The organism is Shewanella abyssi (assembly GCF_023284025.1).
GTDB lineage: Bacteria > Pseudomonadota > Gammaproteobacteria > Enterobacterales > Shewanellaceae > Shewanella > Shewanella abyssi.
Genome location: NZ_JAKIKR010000013.1, coordinates 34,988 through 61,678, shown reverse-complemented (window position 1 = coordinate 61,678; position 26,691 = coordinate 34,988). Strand labels below are relative to the sequence as shown.

At 38.5% G+C, this 26,691-nt stretch carries 23 protein-coding genes; all 23 read left to right on the top strand.

The window, feature by feature from the left end; genetic code table 11:
* Positions 1 to 107: 107 nt before the first annotated feature.
* Complete coding sequence (locus L2755_RS08080) at positions 108 to 2,300, top strand: polysaccharide biosynthesis tyrosine autokinase (protein ID WP_248980171.1); 2,193 nt, start codon at positions 108 to 110, stop codon at positions 2,298 to 2,300.
* Between the two features lie 188 nt (positions 2,301 to 2,488).
* The gene (cysD, locus tag L2755_RS08075) at positions 2,489 to 3,409 is read left to right on the top strand and encodes a sulfate adenylyltransferase subunit CysD (RefSeq protein ID WP_283102756.1); all 921 of its coding nucleotides are present in this window, start codon (positions 2,489 to 2,491) and stop codon (positions 3,407 to 3,409) included.
* A gap of 172 nt (positions 3,410 to 3,581) precedes the next feature.
* On the top strand, positions 3,582 to 4,991 hold the full coding sequence (cysN, locus tag L2755_RS08070; RefSeq protein ID WP_248980170.1) for a sulfate adenylyltransferase subunit CysN: 1,410 nt from the start codon (positions 3,582 to 3,584) through the stop codon (positions 4,989 to 4,991).
* 105 nt (positions 4,992 to 5,096) lie between these two features.
* Positions 5,097 to 6,824 (top strand): SLC13 family permease, encoded by a 1,728-nt coding sequence (locus L2755_RS08065; RefSeq protein ID WP_248980169.1) that lies wholly within the window; start codon positions 5,097 to 5,099, stop codon positions 6,822 to 6,824.
* 84 nt (positions 6,825 to 6,908) lie between these two features.
* Positions 6,909 to 7,547 (top strand): adenylyl-sulfate kinase, encoded by a 639-nt coding sequence (gene cysC, locus L2755_RS08060; protein WP_248980168.1) that lies wholly within the window; start codon positions 6,909 to 6,911, stop codon positions 7,545 to 7,547.
* A 63-nt stretch (positions 7,548 to 7,610) separates the two neighbouring features.
* Positions 7,611 to 8,591, top strand: a complete 981-nt coding sequence (locus tag L2755_RS08055) for a DHH family phosphoesterase (RefSeq protein WP_248980167.1) — start codon at positions 7,611 to 7,613, stop codon at positions 8,589 to 8,591.
* Between the two features lie 3 nt (positions 8,592 to 8,594).
* A complete protein-coding gene (locus L2755_RS08050) occupies positions 8,595 to 9,869 on the top strand; it encodes a flippase (RefSeq protein ID WP_248980166.1) in 1,275 nt (424 codons plus the stop codon).
* A 511-nt stretch (positions 9,870 to 10,380) separates the two neighbouring features.
* Entirely contained in the window at positions 10,381 to 10,827 is a 447-nt protein-coding gene (locus L2755_RS08045) for an acyltransferase (RefSeq protein ID WP_248980165.1), read from the top strand.
* Positions 10,828 to 10,983: 156 nt separating this feature from the next.
* The gene (locus tag L2755_RS08040) at positions 10,984 to 11,733 is read left to right on the top strand and encodes a sulfotransferase family 2 domain-containing protein (RefSeq protein ID WP_248980164.1); all 750 of its coding nucleotides are present in this window, start codon (positions 10,984 to 10,986) and stop codon (positions 11,731 to 11,733) included.
* A 209-nt stretch (positions 11,734 to 11,942) separates the two neighbouring features.
* Positions 11,943 to 13,220 carry a hypothetical protein gene (locus L2755_RS08035; protein WP_248980163.1) on the top strand — a complete coding sequence of 426 codons (1,278 nt, stop codon included), beginning with the start codon at positions 11,943 to 11,945 and terminating at the stop codon, positions 13,218 to 13,220.
* On the top strand, positions 13,195 to 14,124 hold the full coding sequence (locus tag L2755_RS08030) for a glycosyltransferase family 2 protein (RefSeq protein WP_248980162.1): 930 nt from the start codon (positions 13,195 to 13,197) through the stop codon (positions 14,122 to 14,124). Before L2755_RS08035 ends, L2755_RS08030 begins: the two co-directional genes overlap by 26 nt.
* Before the next feature lies 1 nt (position 14,125).
* A complete protein-coding gene (locus L2755_RS08025) occupies positions 14,126 to 14,683 on the top strand; it encodes an LbetaH domain-containing protein (RefSeq protein ID WP_248980161.1) in 558 nt (185 codons plus the stop codon).
* Positions 14,684 to 14,826: 143 nt separating this feature from the next.
* On the top strand, positions 14,827 to 15,828 hold the full coding sequence (locus tag L2755_RS08020; protein ID WP_248980160.1) for a sulfotransferase family protein: 1,002 nt from the start codon (positions 14,827 to 14,829) through the stop codon (positions 15,826 to 15,828).
* Positions 15,829 to 15,978: 150 nt separating this feature from the next.
* Positions 15,979 to 16,857 carry a sulfotransferase domain-containing protein gene (locus L2755_RS08015; protein ID WP_248980159.1) on the top strand — a complete coding sequence of 293 codons (879 nt, stop codon included), beginning with the start codon at positions 15,979 to 15,981 and terminating at the stop codon, positions 16,855 to 16,857.
* Complete coding sequence (locus L2755_RS08010) at positions 16,850 to 17,986, top strand: glycosyltransferase family 4 protein (RefSeq protein WP_248980158.1); 1,137 nt, start codon at positions 16,850 to 16,852, stop codon at positions 17,984 to 17,986. The genes L2755_RS08015 and L2755_RS08010 overlap by 8 nt, the downstream gene beginning before the upstream one ends.
* 133 nt (positions 17,987 to 18,119) lie before the next feature.
* Positions 18,120 to 19,223, top strand: a complete 1,104-nt coding sequence (locus L2755_RS08005; RefSeq protein ID WP_248980157.1) for a DUF1972 domain-containing protein — start codon at positions 18,120 to 18,122, stop codon at positions 19,221 to 19,223.
* Between the two features lie 233 nt (positions 19,224 to 19,456).
* A complete protein-coding gene (locus tag L2755_RS08000; RefSeq protein WP_248980156.1) occupies positions 19,457 to 20,890 on the top strand; it encodes a mannose-1-phosphate guanylyltransferase/mannose-6-phosphate isomerase in 1,434 nt (477 codons plus the stop codon).
* 140 nt (positions 20,891 to 21,030) lie between these two features.
* Positions 21,031 to 22,458 carry a phosphomannomutase gene (locus L2755_RS07995; protein WP_248980155.1) on the top strand — a complete coding sequence of 476 codons (1,428 nt, stop codon included), beginning with the start codon at positions 21,031 to 21,033 and terminating at the stop codon, positions 22,456 to 22,458.
* Positions 22,459 to 22,574: 116 nt separating this feature from the next.
* Positions 22,575 to 23,654, top strand: coding sequence for a dTDP-glucose 4,6-dehydratase (gene rfbB / locus L2755_RS07990; RefSeq protein WP_248980199.1), 1,080 nt, complete (start codon positions 22,575 to 22,577; stop codon positions 23,652 to 23,654).
* 125 nt (positions 23,655 to 23,779) lie between these two features.
* Positions 23,780 to 24,136 (top strand): four helix bundle protein, encoded by a 357-nt coding sequence (locus L2755_RS07985; protein ID WP_248980154.1) that lies wholly within the window; start codon positions 23,780 to 23,782, stop codon positions 24,134 to 24,136.
* 81 nt (positions 24,137 to 24,217) lie between these two features.
* Positions 24,218 to 25,156 (top strand): glucose-1-phosphate thymidylyltransferase RfbA, encoded by a 939-nt coding sequence (gene rfbA / locus L2755_RS07980; RefSeq protein ID WP_248980153.1) that lies wholly within the window; start codon positions 24,218 to 24,220, stop codon positions 25,154 to 25,156.
* A complete protein-coding gene (gene rfbC, locus L2755_RS07975) occupies positions 25,156 to 25,704 on the top strand; it encodes a dTDP-4-dehydrorhamnose 3,5-epimerase (protein ID WP_248980152.1) in 549 nt (182 codons plus the stop codon). The genes rfbA and rfbC overlap by 1 nt, the downstream gene beginning before the upstream one ends.
* Positions 25,705 to 25,817: 113 nt before the next feature.
* Positions 25,818 to 26,681 carry a dTDP-4-dehydrorhamnose reductase gene (gene rfbD / locus L2755_RS07970; RefSeq protein WP_248980151.1) on the top strand — a complete coding sequence of 288 codons (864 nt, stop codon included), beginning with the start codon at positions 25,818 to 25,820 and terminating at the stop codon, positions 26,679 to 26,681.
* Positions 26,682 to 26,691 lie beyond the last annotated feature (10 nt).

The window sequence follows — 26,691 nt, the reverse complement described above, 5'->3', positions numbered from 1 at the left end:
TAAACAGCTAAATCTGCTACTTAGTCAGCAAGCAGTAAGTCAGCTAACGATATAAAAATAACTAAGCGTCTCACTTTTAAAGTCATAATTTGGATTCTATAAACGCTATGAGCAGTAATCCCCCCTATCAAACAATCAAACCGCAGCTATCATCGCAAAACAGCACAACAGATGTCATCGACTTTGGTAAGCTAATTGGCATATTACTCGACTCACGCTGGCTAATTATTGCGGTAACGTTGGTATTTATGGTTATTGGCGTTGCTTATGCATTATTAGCCACGCCAATTTATAAGGCTGATGCTCTTATACAAGTGGAGGAAAAAAGTAGCGGCATGTCGGCGCTTGTAGGTGACATGGGAGATATGTTTTCAAGCGATTCTTCTGCTACAACTGAAGTTGAAATTATTAAATCACGCATGGTATTAAGCCAAACGGTCGAAAAGCTAAATTTAACCACCCTTGCAACACCTAAGTATCTGCCAGTAATAGGTAAAGGCTTAGGCAGGATGAGTGATGAGCAGAATGTGATTAACATCAGCCGTTTTGAAACTCCAAATCATGCATCCACTGATTTTAATCTAACTCTTGATGATAAAAGTCTAGGGACATATTCACTCTATAATGCAGAGGGCCGTAAGGTACTTGCTGGTACCGTCGGTGAACTGGCAAAGCAAGGTGACTATCGTCTATTTGTGCGGGAATTAGTCGGTAACAATGGCGATGAATTTGCAGTATCCAAACGTTCAAAGCTTGATTCAATTATATGGTTACAAGAGAACCTAGCGGTAAGTGAACGAGGCAAACAAACAGGCATACTGCAACTGTCGTTCAGTGGTCAAGACAAGACTCTAATCGAAGATATTCTTAATGATGTTAGCCAAAACTACTTTTTACAAAACGTAGCACGCGATTCAGAAGAAGCTGAAAAAAGCTTAGATTTTTTGCAAAGTCATCTGCCAAAAATAAAAGCAGACTTGACCAGATTTGAAGATATATTGAATCGTTTCCGTCAAGACAACGATTCAATCGACCTGGGCTTAGAAGCGCAGTCAACCTTAAAGGTCATGGTAGAGCTTGAAGCACAGCTAAATGAGTTAACCTTCAAAGAGAGTGAAATTAGCCAGCGCTTTACCAAAGACCACCCAGCGTATAAGTCATTATTAGATAAACGCCAGGTGTTGCTGGCAGAAAAGGAACGCCTTAATAGTCGCATACAGCAGCTACCTAAAACACAGCGTGAAATACTGCGTATGACCCGTGATGTTGAAGTGAATCAGCAAATTTATATTCAGTTGCTCAATAAGGTGCAAGAGTTAAGCATTTTGAAAGCGGGTACTGTTGGTAATGTGCGCATCATCGATACAGCACAAACATACTCAGATGCTGTAAAACCAAAAAAGCCGCTAATTGTGATATTAGCAACTCTACTGGGCGGAATGTTGGCTGTAGCCATTGTTTTGATTCGTGCCGCGCTGCATAAAGGCGTTGAAAACCCCGACGAGATTGAAGCAATAGGGCTAGCGGTTTATGCCAGTATTCCTCTGTCAGAGTCTCAGGGCGTTATTGATGAAAAATATAAGAGAAACAGACACAAAAAGAAGCTTGAGGTTAGCGAATCACTATTAGCCGAGTTTAATCCAGCCGATCTGTCCATCGAAGCACTACGTGGCCTAAGAACCAGCATGCACTTTGCCATGATGGAGGCTAAAAATAATGTGGTGATGATATCTGGCTCTGCGCCTGGTATTGGTAAGTCCTTTGTGTCAGCAAATTTTGCGGCTGTATTGGCTAAAACGGGTCAAAAAGTACTGCTTATCGATGGTGATATGCGTAAAGGCTACATTCAGCGCCATTTTAACCTGGAATGGGATAATGGCTTATCAGAGTTATTATCTGGCAAACTGGAAACCAAAGACGTGATTAAAGCATCAGGCGTCGAAAACCTAGATGTTATTACTCGCGGGCAGGTGCCACCAAACCCATCAGAGCTGCTAATGCATCCACGTTTAGCTGACTTCTTTAATTGGGCTTCAGGCGAGTACGATATGGTTATCATCGATACACCGCCTGTGCTGGCAGTAACGGATCCAAGTATCGTGGGAGCGATTGCTGGTACCACCTTGATGGTGGGTCGATTTGGCCAAAATACGGTAAAAGAGATTGAAGTCGCACGCAATCGCTTCGAAATGGCAGGGGTAGAAGTCAAAGGCTTTATCCTTAATGCTGTTGAGAAGAAGGCCAGTGCATCATATGGCTATGGTTACTATAACTACAGTTACGAGAGTGACCAGAAATAAGGTAGATGGGCAGTAAATTTAAGGACCTGTTGGAACCTTTAAAAAAATAAAAGAATTTAAAAAATAAAGTAAATCACGTGCGGTTAGCACTAACTGTCTAAAAATGAATAAAAAGTGTCTCAGCATCATTTTTGATGCTGAGACAATATATCTAACATCTGATCTAAATTATCCGGGTGAAAACTAATATGACGACCACAAAGACTCCTGAAAAAATGACCCACCTTAAAGCATTGGAGGCTGAATCCATTCAAATTATGCGTGAGGTTGCAGCTGAATTTGATAACCCAGTGATGCTATATTCGGTGGGTAAAGATTCGTCTGTATTGCTTCACTTAGCCCGTAAAGCCTTTTATCCAGGGAAAATACCATTTCCGTTGATGCATGTAGACACAAACTGGAAGTTTCAAGAAATGATTGCATTTCGTGATCAAATGGCTAAAAAACATGATTTCGATCTGATTGTTCATAAAAACCCCCGTGGTATTGAGATGAATATTAGCCCATTTGTTCATGGTAGTGCTAAGCATACCGATATCATGAAAACAGAAGGTTTAAAGCAAGCGCTCGATATGCATGGCTTTGATGCCGCCTTTGGTGGAGCACGTCGTGACGAAGAAAAATCCCGTGCAAAAGAGCGTGTTTATTCATTCCGAGATAATAAGCACCGTTGGGATCCAAAAAACCAGCGCCCTGAGCTTTGGAGCATCTACAACGGTAAAGTTGATAAGGGCGAAAGCATTCGTGTATTCCCACTTTCAAACTGGACAGAGTTAGATATCTGGCAGTATATTCACCTTGAAAGCATTGAAATTCCACAATTATACCTGGCTAAGCCAAGACCTGTTGTTGAACGTGATGGTACATTGATCATGGTTGATGATGAGCGGATGGAAATTAAAGAAGGTGAAGTAGTCGAACAAAAAATGGTACGTTTCCGTACGCTCGGCTGTTATCCATTAACAGGTGCCGTTGAATCGACAGCTACAACGCTACCTGAAATCATTCAAGAGATGCTTTTGTGTACTACATCCGAACGTCAAGGGCGTGTGATTGATAATGATTCTTCGGGATCAATGGAAAAGAAAAAAATGGAAGGTTACTTCTAAAATTGAGAAGCGATTTTAGAAGTAGGACCGGCTTTAGCCGGGAATAGATAAAGCCCTTGGTATTTGATAAACATTTAGTGGCTAAAATGCCCTCCTGCATGGAGCGGATAATATAGATTTAACTATGAGCGCGTTCTTGAAATGCTCGAAGCTCATAGATAAGGGAACAGATATGACCACCAGTTCTAATTTAATTGCTTCTGATATTGAAGCCTATTTAAAAGTACATGAAAATAAAGATATGCTTCGCATTTTAACCTGCGGTAGCGTTGATGATGGTAAATCGACATTAATTGGTCGACTACTTTTTGACAGTAAAATGATTTTTGAAGACCAGCTGGCGGCGATTAAAAAAGACTCAAAGCGCTTTAATACCACCGATGAATCATTTGATTTAGCATTATTAGTCGATGGCTTGCAATCTGAGCGTGAGCAGGGTATTACCATTGATGTTGCCTACCGTTATTTTGCCACTGAGCAACGTAAATTTATTATTGCAGATACCCCTGGCCATGAGCAATATACCCGCAATATGGCAACTGGCGCATCGAACTGTGATTTAGCGATTATTTTGATTGATGCTCGCCATGGTGTGCAAGTACAAACCCGTCGTCACAGTTTTATCTGCTCGTTACTTGGCATTAAGCATGTTGTGATTGCTATTAACAAAATGGACGCAGTTGACTACGACCAAGAAGTGTATCAAAACATCAAGAAAGAGTATCGCGAGTTTGCAGACGACTTAGCTTTTACTGATGTACGTTTTGTGCCTATTTCAGCATTGCGCGGCGATAACGTGGTTCACGAAAGTGAAAATATGACCTGGTACCCAGGTTCAACCCTAATGAAGCTTTTAAACACGGTATCAGTAAGTCGTGATAAAAGTGATGCCTTTAGAATGCAGATTCAATATGTGAATCGTCCAAACCTTAATTTCCGTGGTTTCTGTGGCACCATCGCATCGGGTTCAATACGTGTTGGGGATACAATAAAAACCTTACCATCTGGTAAAGAGAGTCAAGTTAAAAGCATCGTTACTTTTGACGGTGAGTTCGAAAAAGCCTCAGCAGGCATGGCAATTACAATCACATTAGCTGATGAAATAGATGTTGGGCGTGGTGACATGCTGGTTCGTCCTCATGAAATGCCGCATTCAAGTAATCATTTTGAAGCTAACGTAGTTTGGATGACAGAAGAGCCACTTCATGTTGATCGTGAATATGCGATTAAAGCGGGAAGCAAATCAGTTTATGGTCATGCAGAAGCAATTAATCATAAAGTAAATGTGAATACGCTAGCCGTTGAAGATGCGAACCAATTAGCATTGAACGAAATAGGCAGCTGTAATTTCAGCACGACTGAACCATTGCAGTTTGATGCTTATGATGTCAACCGAGGTACCGGTGCATTCATTATTATTGACCGTTTAACCAATGTCACTGTGGGTGCAGGTATGATAACCGAACCGCTAAGTAATGATGGACTTACCACTAAAGCAAGTCAGTACTCAGACTTTGAAATTGAGCATAATGCACTTATCAGAAAACAGTACCCACACTGGGGCGCCAAAGTCATAAAGTAATTCAAGCACAATAAAGCGAAGAAATTCGCAAAGAGTAACAACACAAAATAACACTGTGATTGTCACTCTTTGCGAACGATTAAAATTATAAAAGCTGGATCTAGTATGAGTGCTAATACCTATTTAACGTTACTTGTGTTCTTTTTCACTTTAGCTGGGCTAATTAAGTTTCAAACAAAAACGGCTCAAGTGTTCGGTGCAACACTCATTTCCTTAGTTTTATTTAATTTGGTTAACGAACAACAATTATTATCAAGCCTAGCAAATCCAGGGTTATTGACCTTATTGTTATTAATGGTGTGCTCTTTTGCATTAGAAAAAACCCGATTATTAAGAATTATTGCGTCAAAAGTCATTGTGAAAAGTTATAATGCGACATGGCTTAGGCTCTTTGGGGTAACAGCTCTCAGTTCAGCAATGCTTAATAATACCGCAGTGGTAGCAACTTTACTTTCTCCAATTAGAAATAATCCATACCATTTAGCGAGTAAGCTTTTATTACCACTGTCGTATACCGCAATATTGGGTGGTACTTTAACGTTAATTGGTACATCAACCAATTTAATCGTTAATAGCTTATATATACAAAAAAATGGTGAATCATTAGCGTTCTTTTCTTTCACTGCCATAGGTGCACTTTTAGTGGTGGGTTGTGGATCAGTATTATTCATCGCATGTCGTTGGTTACCCGAAATCAAACCAGTGCAAGATAAACTTAAAGGTTACTTTCTCGATGCGAAGGTCGTTGTGGGTTCTGAATTGATGGGTAAAACGGTTGAGCAAAATGGTTTACGGCATCTTGAATCCTTGTTTCTCGTTGAAATAGTCCGAGATGGATACTTGATAAGCCCTGTATCACCATCAGAAGTAATTCAGCTCAATGATAGACTTATCTTCAGTGGTGATATTAATAAGGTCATGCAACTATCGCAGTTTTCAGGTTTAGAATCTTTTGCCGATAAAAATGGCTTACTAGGAACTAACTTAACCGAAGCTGTCGTAAGGTCAGAAAGCGTTTTAGTGGGTAAATCATTAAAGACTGCTGGGTTTAGAGCCTTATTTGATGCAGCTGTTGTGGCTATTCGACGTGATGGAGAGTCGGTTTCAGGTAAACTGGGTGACGTTACCATAAAAGCAGGTGATTTTTTAGTGTTAGCGGTGGGTAAAGATTACAAAAACCGCAGTAATATTAACAAAAACTTTATTGTATTAAGTGGTGTCGAACCAGATAATATGCTCAAAGGTTGGCGTGCATGGCTTGCTGTCGGTGGTTTTGTTGGCACAATTGGTTTGGCCGCAACAAATGTAATCCCAATGCTACAAGGGTTATTAGTTTTACTCGGGGTATTTCTATTTACCAAGATTCTTAGTGCATCAGAGATTAGACGCCGCTTCCCCGTGACAATTTGGCTTATTGTGGCTTCTGCGATACTGCTATCATATGCAATGACAAATAGTGGCATAGTTGAACAGATTGAAGCTTTAGCCAGCAGCGCAATTTCAGCTAATGATGCATTCATAGCCTTAGTGTTTGTCTATTTGGTGACATGGCTGTTTACTGAGTTGGTAACGAATAATGCCGCTGCTGCATTAATGTTCCCCGTTGCTTATAGTATAGCGCTTGGCCTTGGGCTAGACCCAATGCCATTTGTGATGACCGTAGCCTTTGCTGCCAGTGGCAGCTTCATAAGCCCTTATGGTTATCAAACAAACCTTATGGTCTTTAATGCTGGGCAATACTCGTTAGCTCACTTTGTAAAAATGGGTATTCCAGTCAGTATTGCTTATGCGCTAATAGTATTAACCGCAGTACCGATATTTTTCCCTTTTTAACTCTTAGCTTTATATATGTCATCCTTGCTAATGCGAGGAACGAATTTATGCTAATGTCTAATCTTGATCCACGGAACTAATCCTATGTCTGATACTCCTTATCAAAATATACAATCAGAAGACAAGTCATCTGATGTAGTGTGGCATTTAGCCAGCGTCAGCCATCAACAGCGAGTCAAACTTAATGGCCATAAACCTGCAGTATTGTGGTTTACCGGCTTAAGTGGTTCAGGTAAATCAACCGTTGCCAATGCCGTTGATAAGATGCTGCATGACATCGGTTGTAAAACCTACGTTCTTGATGGTGATAATGTGCGTCATGGCTTAAATGGTGACCTTAGTTTTACCGATACCGACAGAGTAGAAAATATCCGCCGTATCGGTGAGGTATCAAAGTTGTTCGTGGATGCAGGTTTACTGGTGTCCACTGCATTTATCTCGCCATTTATCAAAGACAGAGAGATGGTAAGGGCGCAACTTGGCAATGGGGAATTTATTGAAGTCTTTATCGATACCCCGCTTGAAGTTTGTGAGTCCCGCGACCCGAAAGGCTTATATAAAAAAGCCCGTGCAGGTGAAATAAAAAACTTTACCGGTATCGACTCAAGCTATGAGTTGCCCGTAAACCCTGAAATTCAGGTAAAAACAGCCGATAAATCAGTGCAAGCCTGTGCAGTACAGGTCATTGATTACCTAAGAGCAAATGATTACCTAGCCGGCTAGCAATAACGAATAAAAGAGTATTAATTGGCCTTATCCATACATCACTAGGTACAAGAGAATAAAATGAATTACGATATTTTTAACGGTGATGCAGACGGTATCATCGCTTTACTGCAACTTCGCTTAGCAGAGCCCCGTGAGGCAACATTAGTCACAGGCATAAAGCGCGATATCAGCCTAATGAATCAGCATACGTTTAGTAAAGATGACAAAGTCACCGTATTAGATATATCAATGGAAAAAAATCAGCAAGGGCTAACCCAGGCTTTAGATGCAGGTGCCGAGGTGCAATACTTTGACCACCACCGAGCAGGCGATATACCAACAAACCTAAATTTAAGCGCTACTATCGATTTAGACCCAAATATCTGTACATCGTTACTGGTCGATAAATACTTAAACGGAAAATACCGTTTATGGGCAATTACTGCCGCATTTGGCGACAACATGAATGCCGCAGCAGAGCTGTTAGCAAAAGATGAAGGGTTAACACCTAAGCAAACAGCACTGTTACAAGAGTTTGGTATTTTAATTAATTATAACGGCTATGGCGCATCAGTAGCTGATTTACACTTTGACCCAAAAGCACTTTACCTGCAGTTATTAGCGTTCGATAACCCATTTGATGCCATAAGCACCGACAATTCACCGTATCAAAAGCTAAAACAAGCATATGCATCCGATATGGCAAAGGCATTAGCCATAAAGCCTTTTAGCGACACACCAACAGCAACCGTTTACCTACTTGGCAGTCAAGCATGGTGCCGCCGTATTAGCGGCGTCTACGGTAATGAACTCGCGAACCAAAACCCAAGTAAAGCTCACGGGGTGTTAACCGAAAATCAAGATGGTACCTATTTAGTGAGTGTAAGAGCACCATTAACGAATAAAGCTGGCGCTGATGAAGTGTGTAGTCAATTTGCAACCGGTGGTGGTAGAAAGGCGGCTGCAGGGATTAATGCACTGCAACAATTTGATAAAGCTAATTTTATTGATGCATTAAATAAGTTTTATAATAAATGTCAGAATAACGAGAAGGCATAGTGTGTGAGTTCATTACTTAAAAAATTCACAGGCACAGCTGGGGTCATGTTAATCAGTCGTGGATTGGCTATGGTAACGGGTGTTATATTTGCCCGTTACCTAGGCCCTGAACAGTTTGGTTTATATAGCTTTACATTAGCAATTATTGCCATGGCTACCTTACCGGTTATAGCGGGGTTGCCTAACTTACTTGTAAGAGAAATTGCCCATTTTCATTTAGAAGAAAAGTGGGCACTTTTAGCCGGGGTTATTAACTGGTCGCGCGTTTATGTGCTTGTGCTTTCACTCATTATTATGATGTGTATGTACTTAGGCTTGTACTTTGATTTTTTCAAGGTGGCAGTATCGGATCTGTTGTGGGTTGCCATTTTATTAATACCTTTAAAGGGGGTATTAACTCAGCAGGGGGCTGTATTAAACGGTTTTAGGCAACCTATTCTGGCACAATTACCAGTGCAAATATTTGCACCTGCGCTTACATTAGTCATTTTGTGTTTCTATATTTTTTATGGTGTTGAATTAACCGGCAGCAAGCTAATTAATATTTCTATATTGGCTTCATTATTTGCTTTTTTTGTCAGTGCTATCTTATTAAACAATACAATCAAATCGAATGCTCATAAATGTGCGCCTGAATATACTATAAAAAAGTGGTATGCTTCATTGTTGCCATTCACCATCATGACTTTTATTGCTACATTAAATACTGAGTTGGCCAGTGTGTTACTAGGTTGGTTAGTTGATAATGAATCTGTGGCCTATTTTAAAGTTGCGATGCAGGCGGTTGCTTTAATTGCATTAGGTCTACATTCGGTTAATGCGGTTATCATGCCTAATATTGCCCGCTTATATAAAAAAGGAGATCTACAGGAGACTCAAGCGTTATTAACAAAAAGTGTACGGTTAAGTTCGTTAGTTTCATTACCTATCATCTTTTTTCTTATCATATTCGGTGAATTTGCGATTAGTTTATTGTTTGGTAAAGACTATTTAGCGGCTTATCCAATTTTGGTTATTCTATGTTTTGGTCAATTGGTCAACGTGTTAATGGGGTCGGTCGGGTTAGTGTTGAATATGACCGGAAATGAAAAAAGCACATTAAAATCCCTATTTATTACATTACTACTGAATTTAATACTGCTTGCTGTCCTTATTCCTATGTATGGTGCTATCGGCGCTGCAATAGCGGTCTCATTGAGTCTAGTGTGTTGGAATGTTTTAATGGCAATTGATGTTTGGAAACTGACAAAATTAAAAACTTGGCTGATGTTGAAATGAAAAAAATGATAATGATGCTTCTGTCATTTTTTGGTATCGAAGGTTATGGGAGTATCATATTATTAAAAAATAAACAATCCAAATAACTAACACTGAAAGTTATTTAGATTATGGCAAAGAGCGCCCATTTTGTAATGTCAATACGAAAGTGTTATTAATACATACCCCAAAGCGTGCATATAGGTACGGGCTCTATTGTTGCTGCAAATGTCGTTGTTACTGCAGGTGTTCCGCCATTTTGTCTCGTTGGTGGGGAACCTGAAATTAAAACTAAAAAGAAGAAAATAAAGAAGTAGCTAGAGGTATGCTCATGCTTTCGTGGAGGGTGAGTATCGCATTGATTTTAAGGTACAATTAACATAAATCGCATCAATTTAACTCAGAGTAAATAAACATGAAACCAACATTCCCCAAATATATTAAATCAATATTGAGGCGGCTAAGAACATCAATAGTATGGATTATGCTAGGGGTAATCTCGTACATTCCTATTCGTACAATCAGAAATATTATGCTAAGAATTATGGGCATGAAGTTTGATGGCGCCGTTATATATAGCAAGTTCCATATAAGACGCCCTAGTAATATCTCGATTGGCAATGGTACGGTTATTGGGCATGGTGCAACCTTAGATGGCCGAAATGGAATAAAGATTGGCAATAATGTGAATTTAAGTTCAGAAGTAATGATCTGGTCAATGCAGCATGATTTCAACTGTCAATATTTCAGTTCTGAAGGCGGGCCCGTAGTAATAGGCGATTTTGCTTGGATTTCGGCTCGGGCTATTGTATTGCCTGGTGTAGTGATTGGCGAAGGTGCTGTAGTCGCTGCTGGTGCTGTTGTGACAAAGGACATCAAGCCATATACTGTGGTTGGAGGTGTTCCTGCAAAGTATATTTCAGATAGAAATAGAAATTTAAAATATAAACCAAGTGAAAATAGTTTGCCATTCATATAGCAAAAAGGTCTATTTCAGAGTGTTAAATTCTATTTTTAATAAAATAAATTTCGATGAAAGTGCTAGTTATTGATGTGATTACCATAGCGAGTATTTTAAACCAGTAGCGTTCATTAGATCGAATTGATCAATGATATGTTTAAGACGGACTAAAGAATGATATTAATACGTATAAAAAAAAACCTTAAAAAACTGGTCAAAACCTTTATATTTAAGGTGGGTTTGGGGCAAAGTATTGTATATTTTAGAATTAAGCATAAAATCCAGAGTGCTGCGAAGCTCAAAAAACCTCTAGATTATTCAAATAGAAAGCTTTTCTTTGATTATAATAATAAAGTCGTATTTTTACATATTCCCAAGGCTGCAGGTATGTCTATTGTTAAGGCTTTATATAATATAGATAAATCGCACCATGCGACCGCGTTAGATTATTTCAATGAAGACCCAGATAGATTCAAGAATGCGTTTACGTTTACAATTGTAAGAAACCCTTATGAAAGGCTTTACTCTGCATACATATATTTGAAGAGAGGAGGTATGAATCCTGGAGATAAGGTATGGCGGGATCTTTATATTTCCAAATATAACTCTTTTGAAGACTTTGTGCTGAATGGTGGGTTACAAAATGCTGTTGATTGTTATGCAGAACATTTTATACCTCAATTTAAGTTTATTTATGACGGCGAAAGTAGAATTTGTGATTATATTGGTTATTTAGAAAAAATCCAAGATGTGGAATTCTTTTTATCGGAAGCAATAGGGAAAAAAATTGTTTTCTCTAGAAAAAATGTTACCAGCACTCAACGAATAAATTTGAGTGAAATTTATTCAAAAAAAATGTATGGCGTGGTAAATGAAATATACAAAAAAGATTTTAAATTATTAGGTTATGAGTTAAATCGATGATTTGCGAACTAATAGTATATGCTAATGCCCAGAGTCGAGTTACTCCGTGTTAACTCATTGCCTTTTTTGAGGGTTTTATTAAATTTTCTTTTTTGTGTTTAGTATATTGTCCACCTACATTAGTGGGTTTTAACCCACCATTGAGCAGAGTCACATGGTTAGGCTATTTTTAAGCTACTCGGTAAGGCCGCCCAATAATAGAATTAAATATGAAAAAAATTAAAGTCGCATATATATACATCTTAGTGTTATTATTTTTATCTTTAAAGATGTATCAATCAACGCCGTTAGAGCCGATTTTTACAGTTGTACAAAGTGTCTTCTTAGTGTGTACCTTAGCATTTGTAATTGTTTACTATGTGCACTTATTCGTCAATAGATCGGTTGCTCAGAATTGCGTCGCATACTTTGCGGTTTTGATGTTTATTATCCCTGTGATATCCGCATTTTCAACTAAAATAAATTTCGGTCAACCATTATTATTAGGTTTACTTTCCGAACGTAACTGGTTTGTAATATCTGCGGCGCTATCTATTTACTATCTGCTAATAACAAAGCGTATAAAATTTTATGAGTTGGAAAATATCTTTGTATTTATTGCTGTTGCAAGCTTAATCATTTACTGCTCCTTCTACTTTTTTGTAGAGCCCTGGGCTAATGATGATGGCGTTGGATTTGGCAAAATCACTGAATCAAGAGGGGTTAGGTTTCATTTCGTTGAATTTTTCATTAAGTTTGGTTTGATCTATTTTTTCATTAAGCTTTTCACTTTCAAAAAATTTAGCTACTTGTGTCTGACCTTGTTATTTTTAAGTTATATTGTTTTCCTAAATGGTGGCCGGACATATTTAATCGTTAGCCTACTGGTGATGGCCTGCTATTTTATTTTTAATGCTGGTTTAAATCGTTTTATTTTTTATGCGTTAGTGAGTTCAACTGTTCTGGCTTTTTCAATGTCGTTGTTCTTGCTATTAATGCCTGATTTGCTATTAAGTAAAGTAAGCTTCTTTGCCGAAATGTTTAATACGGTGTTCTCTGGTAAAGAAGGCTCTGATATGTCTTCTAATGCTCGAATTTGGACTGCGAATACTGTTATTGATTACTTTACGGCTAACCCATATGCCATGCTCTTTGGTGCCGGTAATGTCAGCAATCAATTTAATGATGGTTGGTCAACTTATTTTAGCTATTTTTACCCATCCGATATTGGCTGGTTAGGTGGTTTTTTTCAATATGGTCTTTTTGGGATAATATTTTTGTGGGCTTATCCAACTTTTATGGTATTGAAGTTGCTTCACAAAACCATGAAGATAGACAATGACTTCATTAATGCTATTCGTTATATGCTTGTCTTTGTCTTATTAACACCTCAGCAAAGTGTACCCTTTTTTCAGATCTTCACACTGTTACTACCGTTATTTATATTATTCGCATTTGTTGAGAATAATGAAAAGGAAAACCATGTTGTCTGTACAACCAAAAGTTAGCATTATTTTACTGAATTATAATGGTGCTGATGACACCCTAGAGTGTTTACAGAGCCTGTTTTCTGTGAGCTATCGTCATTTTAATATCATTGTTGTTGATAACAAATCAACAGATGATTCCGTTTTGAAAATACAACGCTTTTTATTAAATAATGGTTTTTCCTGTTCTGCAAAGGATGATACTTATGTTTCAGGTGCACTTGCCATTCAATTGATACAATCAGAGCATAACGGTGGCTATGGTTGTGGAAATAATATTGGCATTACATCTGCGCTAGCAGATGATGCCGATTACGTTCTTATTTTGAATAATGACACGATAGTAACGAGCGATTTTTTAGAGCCTCTGGTAGTATGTTGTGAAAGCGATGCTTCAGTTGGTATTGCGAGTTGTAAAATTTTATTACATGACCAACCAGATCGTATATGGTTTTTTGGTGGTAAGTTCCATCCAATTACTGGGGCAGTAGAGCATTTTTTTTTCCATGAGTTGGATCGTGGTCAAACTATGAAAGAACGGGTTAGCTTTATTAGTGGTTGTCTATGGCTTATTCCGTCGAAGACCTTTGCTAAAGTAGGATTACTTAACGCAGAGTATTTTATGTATGTCGAAGACTTGGAGTTTTGCCAGCGAGTTTTAAATAACGGTTTTCGATTGGATGTCAGTGATAAGTCCAAAATCTATCATAAGGTAGGTGGCTCTAACGGGCATTGGAGTCTATTTTCCGTGTATTGGATGTCTAGAAATAAAATGAGATTTCTATGGGACACTCTTCCTCCTTTAAAACGTTTGTGTCCGATGACTTATCAAGCACTATTTATGTCGATTAAATGGTTGTATAAACGCCGAATAGATCTTTTTTATGCGCACGTTAAAGGTATATTCCATTTTTTGAGGTTCTAATATGTTTACAAATATAAGAGAAGATATAAGGGTTTTTCAGCTTGTTAAGGGGTCGGGCTTTGCTAAGTACTTTTATTACCCTGAAATAAGAATGCTTCTGCTGTTTCGCTTAAGTCAGTTGTGTTATCGGTATCGCCTATTTAGGCCTCTTGCCTATCTATTTACAAATCTAAATGATTTTCTTCACGGTGTTTGGATTGGACCGAGAGTTGAGGCTGGTAAGGGGTTATGTTTCTCACACGCACGAGGGCTTGTTGTAAATCCAACTGCAAAGTTGGGTGAATATTGTTCGATATTGCAGCGTGTAACGTTAGGGGGGCCTAACATAACTATCAGTGATCATGTGGAAATTTTAGCTGGAGCTCAAATCATTAGCAATAAACACGGTAAAGGTTGTCTTCATGTTGGTGAGGGGGCCGTTATTGCTGCGGGGGCAATGGTAATTACGGATGTTGAGCCTTACACGATAGTGGCGGGAGTGCCTGCAAAGGTTGTCGGTAAGAGGGAAGTCGGAAAACATTGGATTTCATACTTGAAAGAAAGCGATAATGCAATCTGATTTGACTATAAAACTAGCTTGATAAGAGTTCATTAATTAGTTGAATTTTGGTCTTTTTATTTACATTTTAGGCGATAAATTAAGTTTGATTTACTTTTTCAAAAAAACGCATATGCATGGTCTAGTTTAGGAATAATTGTAAAATGATATTTGTTGTAGGGAATTCACGTAGCGGGACGACAATGCTTAGTCGTATATTAGGCAATAATAAAAAGGTTCACACATTTCAAGAAATCCATTTTTTAGAGTCAATTATTAGCCCTGACGATCTAAACACGGTGTTCAGTAATGAAAGGGCTTTGCATTTATTGAATAAATTGTTTGCGATACAAAAACAAAGCTTTTTTAAGCAGCATCAAATATCTCAATATAGCAATGAATCTAAGTTGGTATTGCTCAAAATAGCTAGTGATAAGATAACTCCTGCTAATGTATTTTCTTCATTTTTGGATTATTACTCTGGCTTGTATGGAAAAGAGTTAGCCTGCGAGCAAACCCCGAAAAACGTTTATTATTTAAATGAGATAAACTTAAATATTAGTAATACGCTATTTATTAATATGGTGAGAGATCCTAGATCCATTATGTTGTCACAAAAAAATAAATGGAAAAGAAAATTCTTAGGGTTAACTGACTTGCCCTTATATGAAACGCTTAGATCTTGGTCTCTTTATCATCCATTCACAGTTTCAACAATTTGGAAGTCTTCTGTAGAACAATGTTTGTCTTACAATGGTGATAATCTGCTTTCAGTTAAATTTGAAGATTTAATTCTCAATCCCAAAAGTACAGTTATAAATATTTGTGATTTTTTGAGTCTGGAATATTCTGATTCAATGTTAGCTATCCCACAAGTTGGCTCTTCTATAGGTGCGGATTCTAAAAGTTTGGGTGTTAATCCTGAGAAGCTATCTACTTGGGAAAACTCATCTTTAACAGATACTGAAATTTATATTTGTGAAAAATTAAATGGTAACTTGATGGGGGAACTTGGTTATGAGCTATCGAATGTAAAACCAAATTACTTTATGTTAGCCTTATTTATATTTTCATTCCCTTTTAAGATCTCGCTTTCAATTTTACTTAATCTTTCTAGAATGAAAAACATCAAGGCCACACTTATTAAAAGATTGGGTATAAAGTAATACTCCCGTATCTCCCTAGCTATTTTAGTAAGCATTAATGTTTTGCAATGATTCACACATGCTAGTTGACGTATAAAAATAAATATCATCATAGATAGTACATCTCTACCGAGATGCTCTATTCTAATAATTTTTTCTTGAAGGTCGTTTATGTCACCAGACTTTATCATCGTTGGTGCCCCTAAAGCGGGTACAACATCTCTTTACCATTATTTGAGTGCCAATCCATCGGTATTTATGACGGAACCTAAAGAGATCAACTTTTTTTCTTGCGAAGCGCTGGAGAAACAGAATTTATTTTATGCTGATTTTAAAGTGAATTCTGCCCCTGCTTATCAGGCACTTTTCTCTAAAGGTGATGAGGTTCAAGTCAAAGGCGAAGCCAGCGTTTCCTACTTGTTTTACCCTGATGTAGCAAAGTCTATTTATGAATATAACCCTGAGTGCAAAATAATAATGGTCTTAAGAGATCCAATTGCAAGAGGGTATTCACACTATTTAATGGATTTAAAGTTAGGCTTGGTTGATCTGCCCTATGAAGACATCGTTTTTAAAAAAGGGAATCATAAAAACATGGGATTGTATTATCAACAGTACGTTGAACTAGGTCTTTATGGTAAACAAGTTAAGCGGTATTTAGATGTTTTTCCAAGGGAACAAATTAAAATATATACGCAAGAAGAACTTAAGGCCGATACGCCATCTGTTGTGAACGATTTATTTGGCTTTTTAGATGTGCAAAAAGCAAGCCATGCAGATACCAACGTTAGTCATAATCAGTTTTCGATGCCTAGAAATAAAGTTGTAGCTTGGTTGTATTCTCGAGTGTGGCTCAGGAAGTTACTGTCTGCTATTTTTCCGTATAAAGTTAGAACTTTTATTAATACCTATTTATTCAAAAAAGGTCGTAAGCCTGTAATGACTGAAAGTGTAAAGTCTAGGCTAGCTGAAATATATCGAGAAGACATGCTACTACTCAATGAATTAATCGAGCAAGACGTATCATCATGGAGTAATTCAAATGCCTAAAAATGTAGCAATTGTTGAGCCTGTAGGTGGGCACGGTGGTATGAATTATTATGATTTGGGCTTAGCAAATGGTCTGAATAATTGTGGGGTAGAAGCTGTTTTATATACATCTACTGAAACGATTACAGACGCTCACTGCAAGGTTAAAGTAAAAAAATATTTTAAAGGAGTGTGGGGTAATACGCCTGTTATTTTTCGAGCATTCAATTTCTTTTTTGGCTTATTACGCAGCTTAATCGATGCTAAATTATCAAAAGTTTCAATAGTACATTTCCACTTTTTTCATTATAACCTCATGCAAAGTCTAATGCTGAAAATAACTAAATTGTTCGGTTTTAAAATAGTGGTAACAGCACACGATGTTGAGAGCTTTCATGGTGAAAAGAATGCTAAACGGGCTTTAGGTATTTTAACACTTGCGGATAAAGTCATTGCCCACAATCAAATAAGTAAACAAGCGTTACTTACCAAGATATGCTTACCTGAAAAAATGATTGCCGTTATTCCTCATGGTAATTATATCGATCAGATCGACCCTCGGTTGCCTAAAGTTGAGGCTTGTGATGCACTTGCGATCCCTGCTGATAAAGTGATTCTATTTTTTGGTCAAATTAAGTCAGTCAAAGGATTAGATTGTTTACTACAGGCAATGCCTCTGGTACTCGAGAACCATCCAACAGCCAAGCTGCTCATTGCTGGTAAGGTGTGGAAAGATGATTGGAGCTTATATCAAAAATTGATTGATGATAATGGATTGGGTAATAGTGTTATTCAACATATTAAGTATATTCACGATAATGATGTAGTTAAATATTACAGTGCCGCAGATCTAATTGTTCTGCCCTATAGAGAGATCTATCAGAGTGGCGTCCTGTTGATGGCAATGAGCTACAAAACGCCTGTGTTAGTTTCAGATATCCCTGGGATGATGGAAGTTGTCACAGATGGAGTTAATGGTTTTAGTTTTAAGAAGGGTAATAGTCATGATCTGGCAGATAAAATAACTCTTGCATTAAGTGATGGTACTGACTTGAAAATGTTGTCCGATGTTGCGCATCAGGATATGAAAGATAAATATGATTGGGCTGTTGTTGGGGAAAAAACGGCTAAAGTTTATAGCAGCTTATAAACAACCTTCCTTTCTTCGCAGGCTTAGGGTTTATATTGGTTGCCAATTAAGGCGTCTATTTTAAATCCAGTATAGTAATGCACTCATCGAATGATAATTAATGAAAGCACTTTATTGTTGAAGTGTTTTTCGAATGAATACAAAAACAAAAATAAAAACAGAATGGTCTGTTATATATGGTTATATTCTAATGTCTAAAATAGCAATTATAGGTACTGTCGGTTTACCAGCTTGTTATGGTGGATTCGAAACACTGGTTGAAAACTTGGTTGATGTACAGTACCAAGAAAACGATTTAACGGTTTATTGCTCCTCCAAAAGTTATAAACAACAATCCTCATCTTATAAGGGTGCCAAGTTAGCCTATATCCCATTCAAAGCAAATGGTCCTCAAAGTATCATTTATGATATTGTTTCATTGTCACATGCCCTTTTTAAACGTCCAGATGTTGTTTTGATTCTTGGTGTTTCTGGTTGTATTTTTCTGCCCTTTTTCCGGTTTTTTTCGAAATCGAAAGTTGTGACTAATATTGATGGTCTTGAGTGGCGAAGACATAAATGGGGTAAGTGGGCTAAACGCTTCCTCAAATACTCTGAAAAATTAGCAGTAAAATACTCAAATGTTGTTATTGCTGATAATCAGGCCATTGCTGATTACGTTCAAAATGAGTATGCCGTAAAAAGTGCCGTCATTGCCTATGGTGGCGACCATGCTGTTGGTACTGATATGATTTTCAGTGATGCTGGTTTTGCATTGGCCTTATGTCGTATTGAGCCTGAAAATAATGTAGAAATGATCCTTAATGCCTTTAGTCACACTGCAAAGCCTTTAAAATTTATCGGTAATTGGGATAACAGTGATTTTGGTCAAAAGATGAAAGCGAAGTATTCATCTTTTGATAATATCGATATTATCGATCCGATTTATGATATTGAGAAGCTTTCACTATTACGTGCCTCTTGCTCTTTTTATGTACATGGGCATTCGGCTGGAGGCACTAACCCCTCCTTAGTTGAAATGATGCACTTTGCTAAGCCGATTATGTGCTTTGATTGTAATTATAATCGCGCTTCAACAGAAAGTATGGCCAGTTTCTTCTCAGATTCAGTTGGCCTTGTTGGAAATATTAATACTGAACAATATTCTGATAATGGCCAATCTATGTTAGAAATAGCCCAGCGTCGTTACACTTGGGATATTGTTCGTAAACAATATTTTGATCTGATTTCAAAGTGATATTTTTATCATTCTTGTAGACTTAATTAAGAGTTAGGTTCAGATAATAATTGAAGAGCAATTATTTCGACTATAAAGTAGATGAGTGAATAGCTTTAATTATTGAGTCATAAAGCGTAAGTCGCATCGCCTATGCAACCGTTTTATTGATAACGTTTTTTTCTGGCCTATCAACATTTCCATTTCCATTTCCATTTCCATTTGCGTTTATTAGTTTTTATATAGGACACAATATGATTTTACCTATTATTATGGCTGGTGGTACAGGCAGTCGTCTATGGCCGCTATCTCGCGAGCTTTACCCAAAGCAGTTTTTAACGGTGACAGGTAATGAGTCAATGTTGCAACAAACGGTTGCCCGTTTATCAGGCATTGAGCACACTGCACCTGTATTAATCTGTAATGAAGAACATCGGTTTATTGCTGCTGAGCAAATGCGTTTAGGCGGTTATCAACATAGCGGCATTATCTTAGAGCCGGTTGGCAGAAATACTGCCCCAGCGATTGCACTTGCGGCATTGCAAGCGGTTAACAATGCCGTTGATGGTGAAGAGCCTGTTTTGTTAGTGTTGGCTGCGGATCATATTATTGAAAATGAACAAGCTTTTAGAGATTCCGTAGCAAAAGCACTGTCATTTGCACAAAACGATAAACTAGTCACCTTCGGTATCGTTCCCACTGCACCGGAAACCGGTTATGGCTATATAAAGAGAGGGGCGTACTGCGAGGGGCGAGATACGAATAGTCATGATGCCTTTGTGGTCAGTCAATTTGTTGAAAAACCTGATTTGGAAACAGCGCAAGCATATCTTGATTCTGGTGAGTATTACTGGAATTCAGGTATGTTTATGTTCAAAGCAAGTCGATATCTCGAAGAGTTAGAGAAATTTGCACCGAACATGCTAGATGTCTGCAAGCGTGCTATTGCTACACCCTCACAAGATGTAGACTTTGTGCGTGTTGATAAAGCTATCTTTGAAACTTGTCCTGATGATTCTATTGATTATGCGGTGATGGAAAAGACGCATTCTGCAATAGTTGTCCCTATGGATGCCGGATGGAGTGATGTTGGCTCTTTTTCTGCGTTATGGGAAGTTTCAGTGAAAGATGAAAACCAAAACGTTATTAAAGGTGATGTAATAACGGTTGATTCAAGTAATAATTATATCTATGCGGACAACAAATTAGTATCAACAGTCGGTGTGGATAACCTCGTGGTTATTGAAACCAAAGATGCAATTTTAGTGGCAAGCAAAGACAAGGTACAAGATGTTAAGGCAATTGTTAACCAGTTAAAAGCTGCTGGCAGAACTGAGCATAAACTTCATCGTGAAGTGTATCGACCTTGGGGGAAATACGATTCAATTGATTCTGGTCCACGAGACCAAGTTAAGCGTATTACGGTTAAGCCAGGTGAAAAGCTATCGATTCAAAAGCACCATCACCGTTCAGAGCATTGGATTGTCGTATCAGGCACTGCAAGTGTATTAAATGGCGATAAGACGATTATAGTAACTGAAAATGAGTCTACCTATATCCCATTGGGTACTATTCATGCTTTAGAAAATCCTGGAAAAATCCCACTAGAGATGATTGAAGTACAGACCGGTAGTTATCTTGGTGAAGATGATATTGTGCGTTTTGAAGATAGGTATGGTCGAGTGTAGTAGATGAAAGCTTAACCACAGTGAAAAGCCTTAGCGAGTGTTTCTATCTAATAATACTCTGTGTGATGCCTCAGTGTTTGTAGTGGTACAGTTTTCGATGGTAAATCATTTTACAACATCCATAATGCTTGGAAAATATAATGAATAAGAAATTATTTAGCGCAACGGTTATTGCACAAAGTGGCGTTGCTTTTGGTACCAGTGGTGCGCGCGGTTTAGTGACTCAATTTACAGCAGAAGTGTGCGCTGCTTTTACGCATGCATTTATTGCTGGTATGCAGCGCAACTTCAGTTTTAGTCAAGTGGCAATAGCAATTGATAACCGCCCGAGTAGCCATGCTATGGCAATGGCGTGTGCTAGTGCTTTGCAACAATTAGATATTGAGGTTGTTTATTACGGCGTAGTACCAACGCCTGCTTTAGCTTTTGTTGCTCAAGAAGATGTTATTCCGGCCATTATGGTCACGGGGAGTCATATTCCTTTTGATCGTAATGGGCTTAAATTCTATCGTCCTGATGGCGAAATTAGTAAAGCTGATGAGCAAGTGATTATCACTGAGCAAGTAGAATTTGCAGAGCTTGGCGAACTTCCTGAATTAGCCGTGAGTAACCGTGCGGCTGAAGAATATATTACGCGTTATACGTCTTTATTTACGACACCTTGGTTGACAGGTAAACGCATTGGCATTTACGAACATTCAAGTGCCGGGCGTGATCTTTACTACCGTATTTTTGAAAAACTGGGTGCTGAAGTTATTGCGCTTGAGCGTAGTGATCAATTTGTACCCATTGATACTGAAGCGGTTTCAGAAGAAGATACTCTTAAGGCTATTAATTGGTCTAAAGAATATAATTTGGATGCGGTTTTTTCAACAGATGGAGATGGTGATCGACCACTTGTTTCTGATGAAAACGGCAATTGGTTACGTGGCGATATTCTGGGTTTATTAAGTGCCGAGGCTTTAAATATCAAAGCACTTGCCGTGCCTGTTAGCTGTAATACAGCTATTGAGTCGTGTGATCGTTTTGCTTATGTACAGCGTACTAAAATCGGTTCGCCTTATGTGATTGCCGAGTTCGCTAACTTAGCAAAGAGATTTAAATCAGTCGCTGGTTTTGAAGCTAATGGTGGTTTTTTGTTAGGTAGTGATGTGTTACTAAATGGTCAGCTGTTAAAAGCGCTACCTACTCGTGATGCCATCCTTCCTGCCATTATGTTATTAGCCGCGGCTGGTGAAAGGGGAATTTCAACATTAGTGAATGAACTTCCACAACGTTTTACACACAGTGATCGTATTCAAAACTTTGCTACTGAAAAAAGTCAACAAATTATCTCGCAAGGTAAAAATGCGCCTCAAAAATTATTAACGCAATTAGGGTTTGATAATGCAGTGATCGAAAGTGTTGATGAAACCGATGGTTTAAGAATGATATTAGCAGATGGTCGAATTGTGCATTTACGCCCATCTGGTAATGCACCTGAATTGCGTTGTTATGCAGAAGCTGAAACCTATTCCAAAGCTAATCAATATGTTGTCCACACATTGAAAAATATACAAACCTTATAGTTAGTTGCACTGGTTTAAAAGTTACTGTCATTCCCTAGGTGTTTTGATTTTTATTCCTTTATTCCTTTATTCCTTTATTCCTTTGTTTTTTATTTTCTTGTTTTTTGTAGGATTTTATTATGATTCTAATCACCGGCGGTGCCGGATTTATTGGCAGTGCGGTTGTGCGCCATATTATTGAAAATACCAATGACTCAATCGTGAATGTAGATTGCTTGACCTATGCGGGTAATCTCGAATCTATAGCCACTGTTGCAGGCAATGAACGTTACCATTTTGTACAAGCTGATATCTGTGATGCTCAAGCAATGGCAGATGTTTTTGCTACTTATAAACCAACCGCTGTGATGCATTTAGCCGCAGAGTCACATGTTGACCGTTCTATTGATGGGCCTAGCGACTTTGTGCAGACCAATATCATTGGTACATTTACCTTGTTAGAAGCGGCGCGTGGTTATTGGTCTGCTTTACCTGAAGATAAAAAATCGGCATTCCGTTTTCACCATATTTCTACCGATGAGGTTTATGGTGATTTGGAGGGCACAGATGAGTTATTCACAGAAGAAACATCTTATGAGCCGAGCTCGCCTTACTCCGCCTCAAAAGCATCTAGCGATCATCTCGTTAGGGCTTGGAACCGTACTTACGGTTTACCAGTGATAGTCACAAACTGTTCAAATAATTATGGACCTTATCATTTCCCTGAAAAGCTGATCCCACATGTTATTTTAAATGCATTATCTGCAAAGTCATTACCAGTGTATGGCGATGGTAGCCAAATTCGCGATTGGTTATATGTTGAAGATCATGCCCGTGCTTTATATAAGGTTGTGACCGAAGGTAAGGTTGGTGAAACCTACAACATTGGTGGTCATAACGAGAAAAAGAATATTGAAGTAGTGCACACCTTATGTGCCATTCTTGATGAGTTAAAACCAATTTCTAATAACCCTGCATTTTCCTCATCCCCCATGATTCATTACAATGAGCTTATTACCTTTGTAACGGATCGACCTGGGCATGATGTTCGTTATGCCATCGATGCATCAAAAATCGAAAGAGAATTAGGTTGGGTTCCTGAAGAGAGCTTTGAAACCGGCATTCGTAAAACGGTTGAGTGGTATTTAAATAATGACAACTGGTGGAAGCGTGTATTAAGTGGCGAATATCAGTTGGAAAGAATTGGATCTGAGTGAAGGGTGAAGGGTGAAGGGTGAAGGGTGAAGAGTGAAGGGTGAAGGGTGAAGAGGGATGAGTTATGCTCATTACCGTTTACTACTTTCCCATAACCACCCTTATCTACCTACGAAAGGATTAAGTGATGAGTGAACGACCACATTATAATTTACAAGCTTGGCAAGTAAGCATGACTTTGGTTAAGCTCATTTATTCATGGTCAAGCTCTTTTCCTGGTGAAGAAAAGTTTGGTTTGCTCTCACAGATTAGACGAGCAGCAGTGTCTGTTCCTTCAAATATTGCAGAGGGGGCAGCAAGAAGTGGTCCTAAAGAATTTGCCCATTTTTTAAGTATTGCTCGAGGTTCTTTGAGTGAAGTTGAAACTCAATATTTAATTGCTGTTAATTTAGGGTTCGCGCCAGAGTCTGCAGAGCTGTTTGAGTGTATTGACCAAGCTTCTCGTCTTATAACTGGCTTACATAAGAGTGTTAGTACTAGGTAAAGAGTGATGAGCTGTTACTGCTTACTGCTTACTGCTTACTGTTCACCCATTACCATCTTATATTTTAAAATAGAGTTCAAGATGACAATAAAAAATTCGTTAAACGATAAAAATTTATCCGCGCGTGAAAACACCTCATTTCCAAAATACAAAGGTATTATTCTTGCGGGTGGCTCTGGCAGTCGTTTGCATCCTATTACATTGGGTACATCGAAACAGTTATTACCTATATACGATAAACCAATGATTTTTTACCCTCTTTCAGTGCTGATGTTAGCAGGCATTAGCGAAGTGCTGATTATTTCGACTCCGGAAGACCTACCTAATTTCAAAAGAATGTTAGGTAACGGCAGTCAGTTTGGTATTGAAATTTCCTATAAAGAGCAGCCAAGTCCTGATGGTTTAGCACAAGCTTTTATTCTTGGTGAAGAGTTTATTGGTGATGACAATGTTGCTTTGGTATTAGGGGATAACATTTTCTATGGGCAGCACTTTTCAGATAAATTATTGGCTGCTGCTAAAGTCGAAAAGGGCGCGTCTGTTTTTGGTTACCATGTAACTGACCCCGAACGTTTTGGGGTGGTAGAGTTTGATGCAAACGGTAAAGCCTTAAGCATTGAAGAAAAACCTGAGCAGCCTAAGTCAAATTATGCGGTCACGGGCCTCTATTTCTATGACAATGATGTGGTTGATATTGCTAAATCGATCAAACCATCACATCGTGGTGAGTTAGAAATTACCGATGTAAATATAGCTTACCTAAAGCGTGGCGATTTAAATGTTGAATTGTTAGGGCGTGGTTTTGCGTGGCTTGATACAGGCACCCATGATTCATTACTTGAGGCTAGTCAATTTGTACAAACGGTTGAGCATCGTCAGGGCTTTAAAGTCGCTTGTTTAGAAGAGATTGCTTACGTACAAGGTTGGTTAAGTAAAGGTGAGTTGCTTGTACAGGCCGATAAACTTAAAAAGACTGGCTATGGTCAGTACTTATTTAATATTGCCAATGGAATGATTTAATGAAATTTATTGATACAGCAATTGCAGATGTAAAAATAGTAGAAGTGAATGTATTTGGTGATGAACGTGGTTTTTTTATGGAAACCTTTCGCGCTGATGAATTTATGCAGCAAACAGGCGCTAAGCCTTTTGTGCAAGATAACCACAGCAAATCTGCTAAAGGTATTTTACGAGGTTTACATTATCAGCAAACACAAACGCAAGGTAAGTTAGTACGCGTTACATCCGGTAGCGTTTATGACGTTGCTGTTGATATGCGTCAGTCTTCACCTACTTTTGGCAAAGCGGTTGGTGTTGTGCTTTCTGCTGAAAATAAGCGTCAGCTTTGGGTGCCGGAAGGTTTTGCCCATGGTTTTTATGTGATGACGGAATCAGCTGAGTTTGTCTATAAATGTACCGACTATTACCACCCTGAGTCAGAAGTTTCAGTACGTTGGGATGATGCAGATATTGGCATTGTCTGGCCATTAGTGGATGGTGAACAGCCTCAGCTATCAGGCAAAGATGAGAATGGTTTGTCTTTTCAAGAAGCGCCCAAGTTTGACTAGTTAGAGATAAGTAAATAGTCAGCGATTAAAAAGGGGATGGGAGAGGATTTATATTCATTTCTCTTTTCTCTTTTCTCTTTTCTCATTTCTCATTTCTAATTACAGGAAGACGAATGAAAGTATTAATTACCGGTAAAGGTGGACAGCTTGCTTGGGAGTTGGAACAACTTGCTCCTGAAGTCTATGACGTAATCAGTGTTGGAAAAGAAGAACTTGATATTACAAATGAAACTCTCGTAAACGCTTTTATTGCTGAACATAAACCTGACCTCGTTATTAATGCTGCAGCATATACGGCTGTTGATCAGGCTGAAAAAGACAGCGAAATAGCTTATAAGGTTAATGAATTGGGTGTTAAGTACTTGGCGCAGGCCTGCAAGAAAATAAATGCGCGGATCCTACATATTTCGACAGATTTTGTTTTTGATGGCGAGAGCACTAGACCTTACCAAACAGATGCAAAACCTAATCCAATAAATATTTACGGTGCTTCAAAACTCGCTGGCGATATTGCGCTTAATGAAATACTGCCAGAAGCAAGTGTTATTGTTCGTACTGCTTGGGTGTATTCGGTCAACGGTAATAACTTCGTAAAAAGCATGTTGCGCTTGATGCAGGAAAAACCTCAGCTTGGCATTATTTATGACCAAATTGGAACTCCAACCTGGGCGAAAGGGTTAGCGCAGTGGTTGTGGTTAATAGCAGATAAACCTGAAGTCACAGGAACCTATCATTGGACCGATGCAGGTGTTGCATCTTGGTATGATTTTGCGGTTGCAATACAAGAGCTTGGTTTAGAAAAGGGTTTACTAACAGAAGCTATTCCTGTGTTGCCAATACCAGGAACTGCGTATCCGACACCTGCAAAAAGGCCTGTTTTTTCGGTAATTGACAAAGCCAGTGCTGAAGTGGTTTCAGGGTTAAATACTGTGCATTGGCGCAAGCAGTTGTCGTCAATGATGGACGAATTAGTGTAATTTTTCTTGA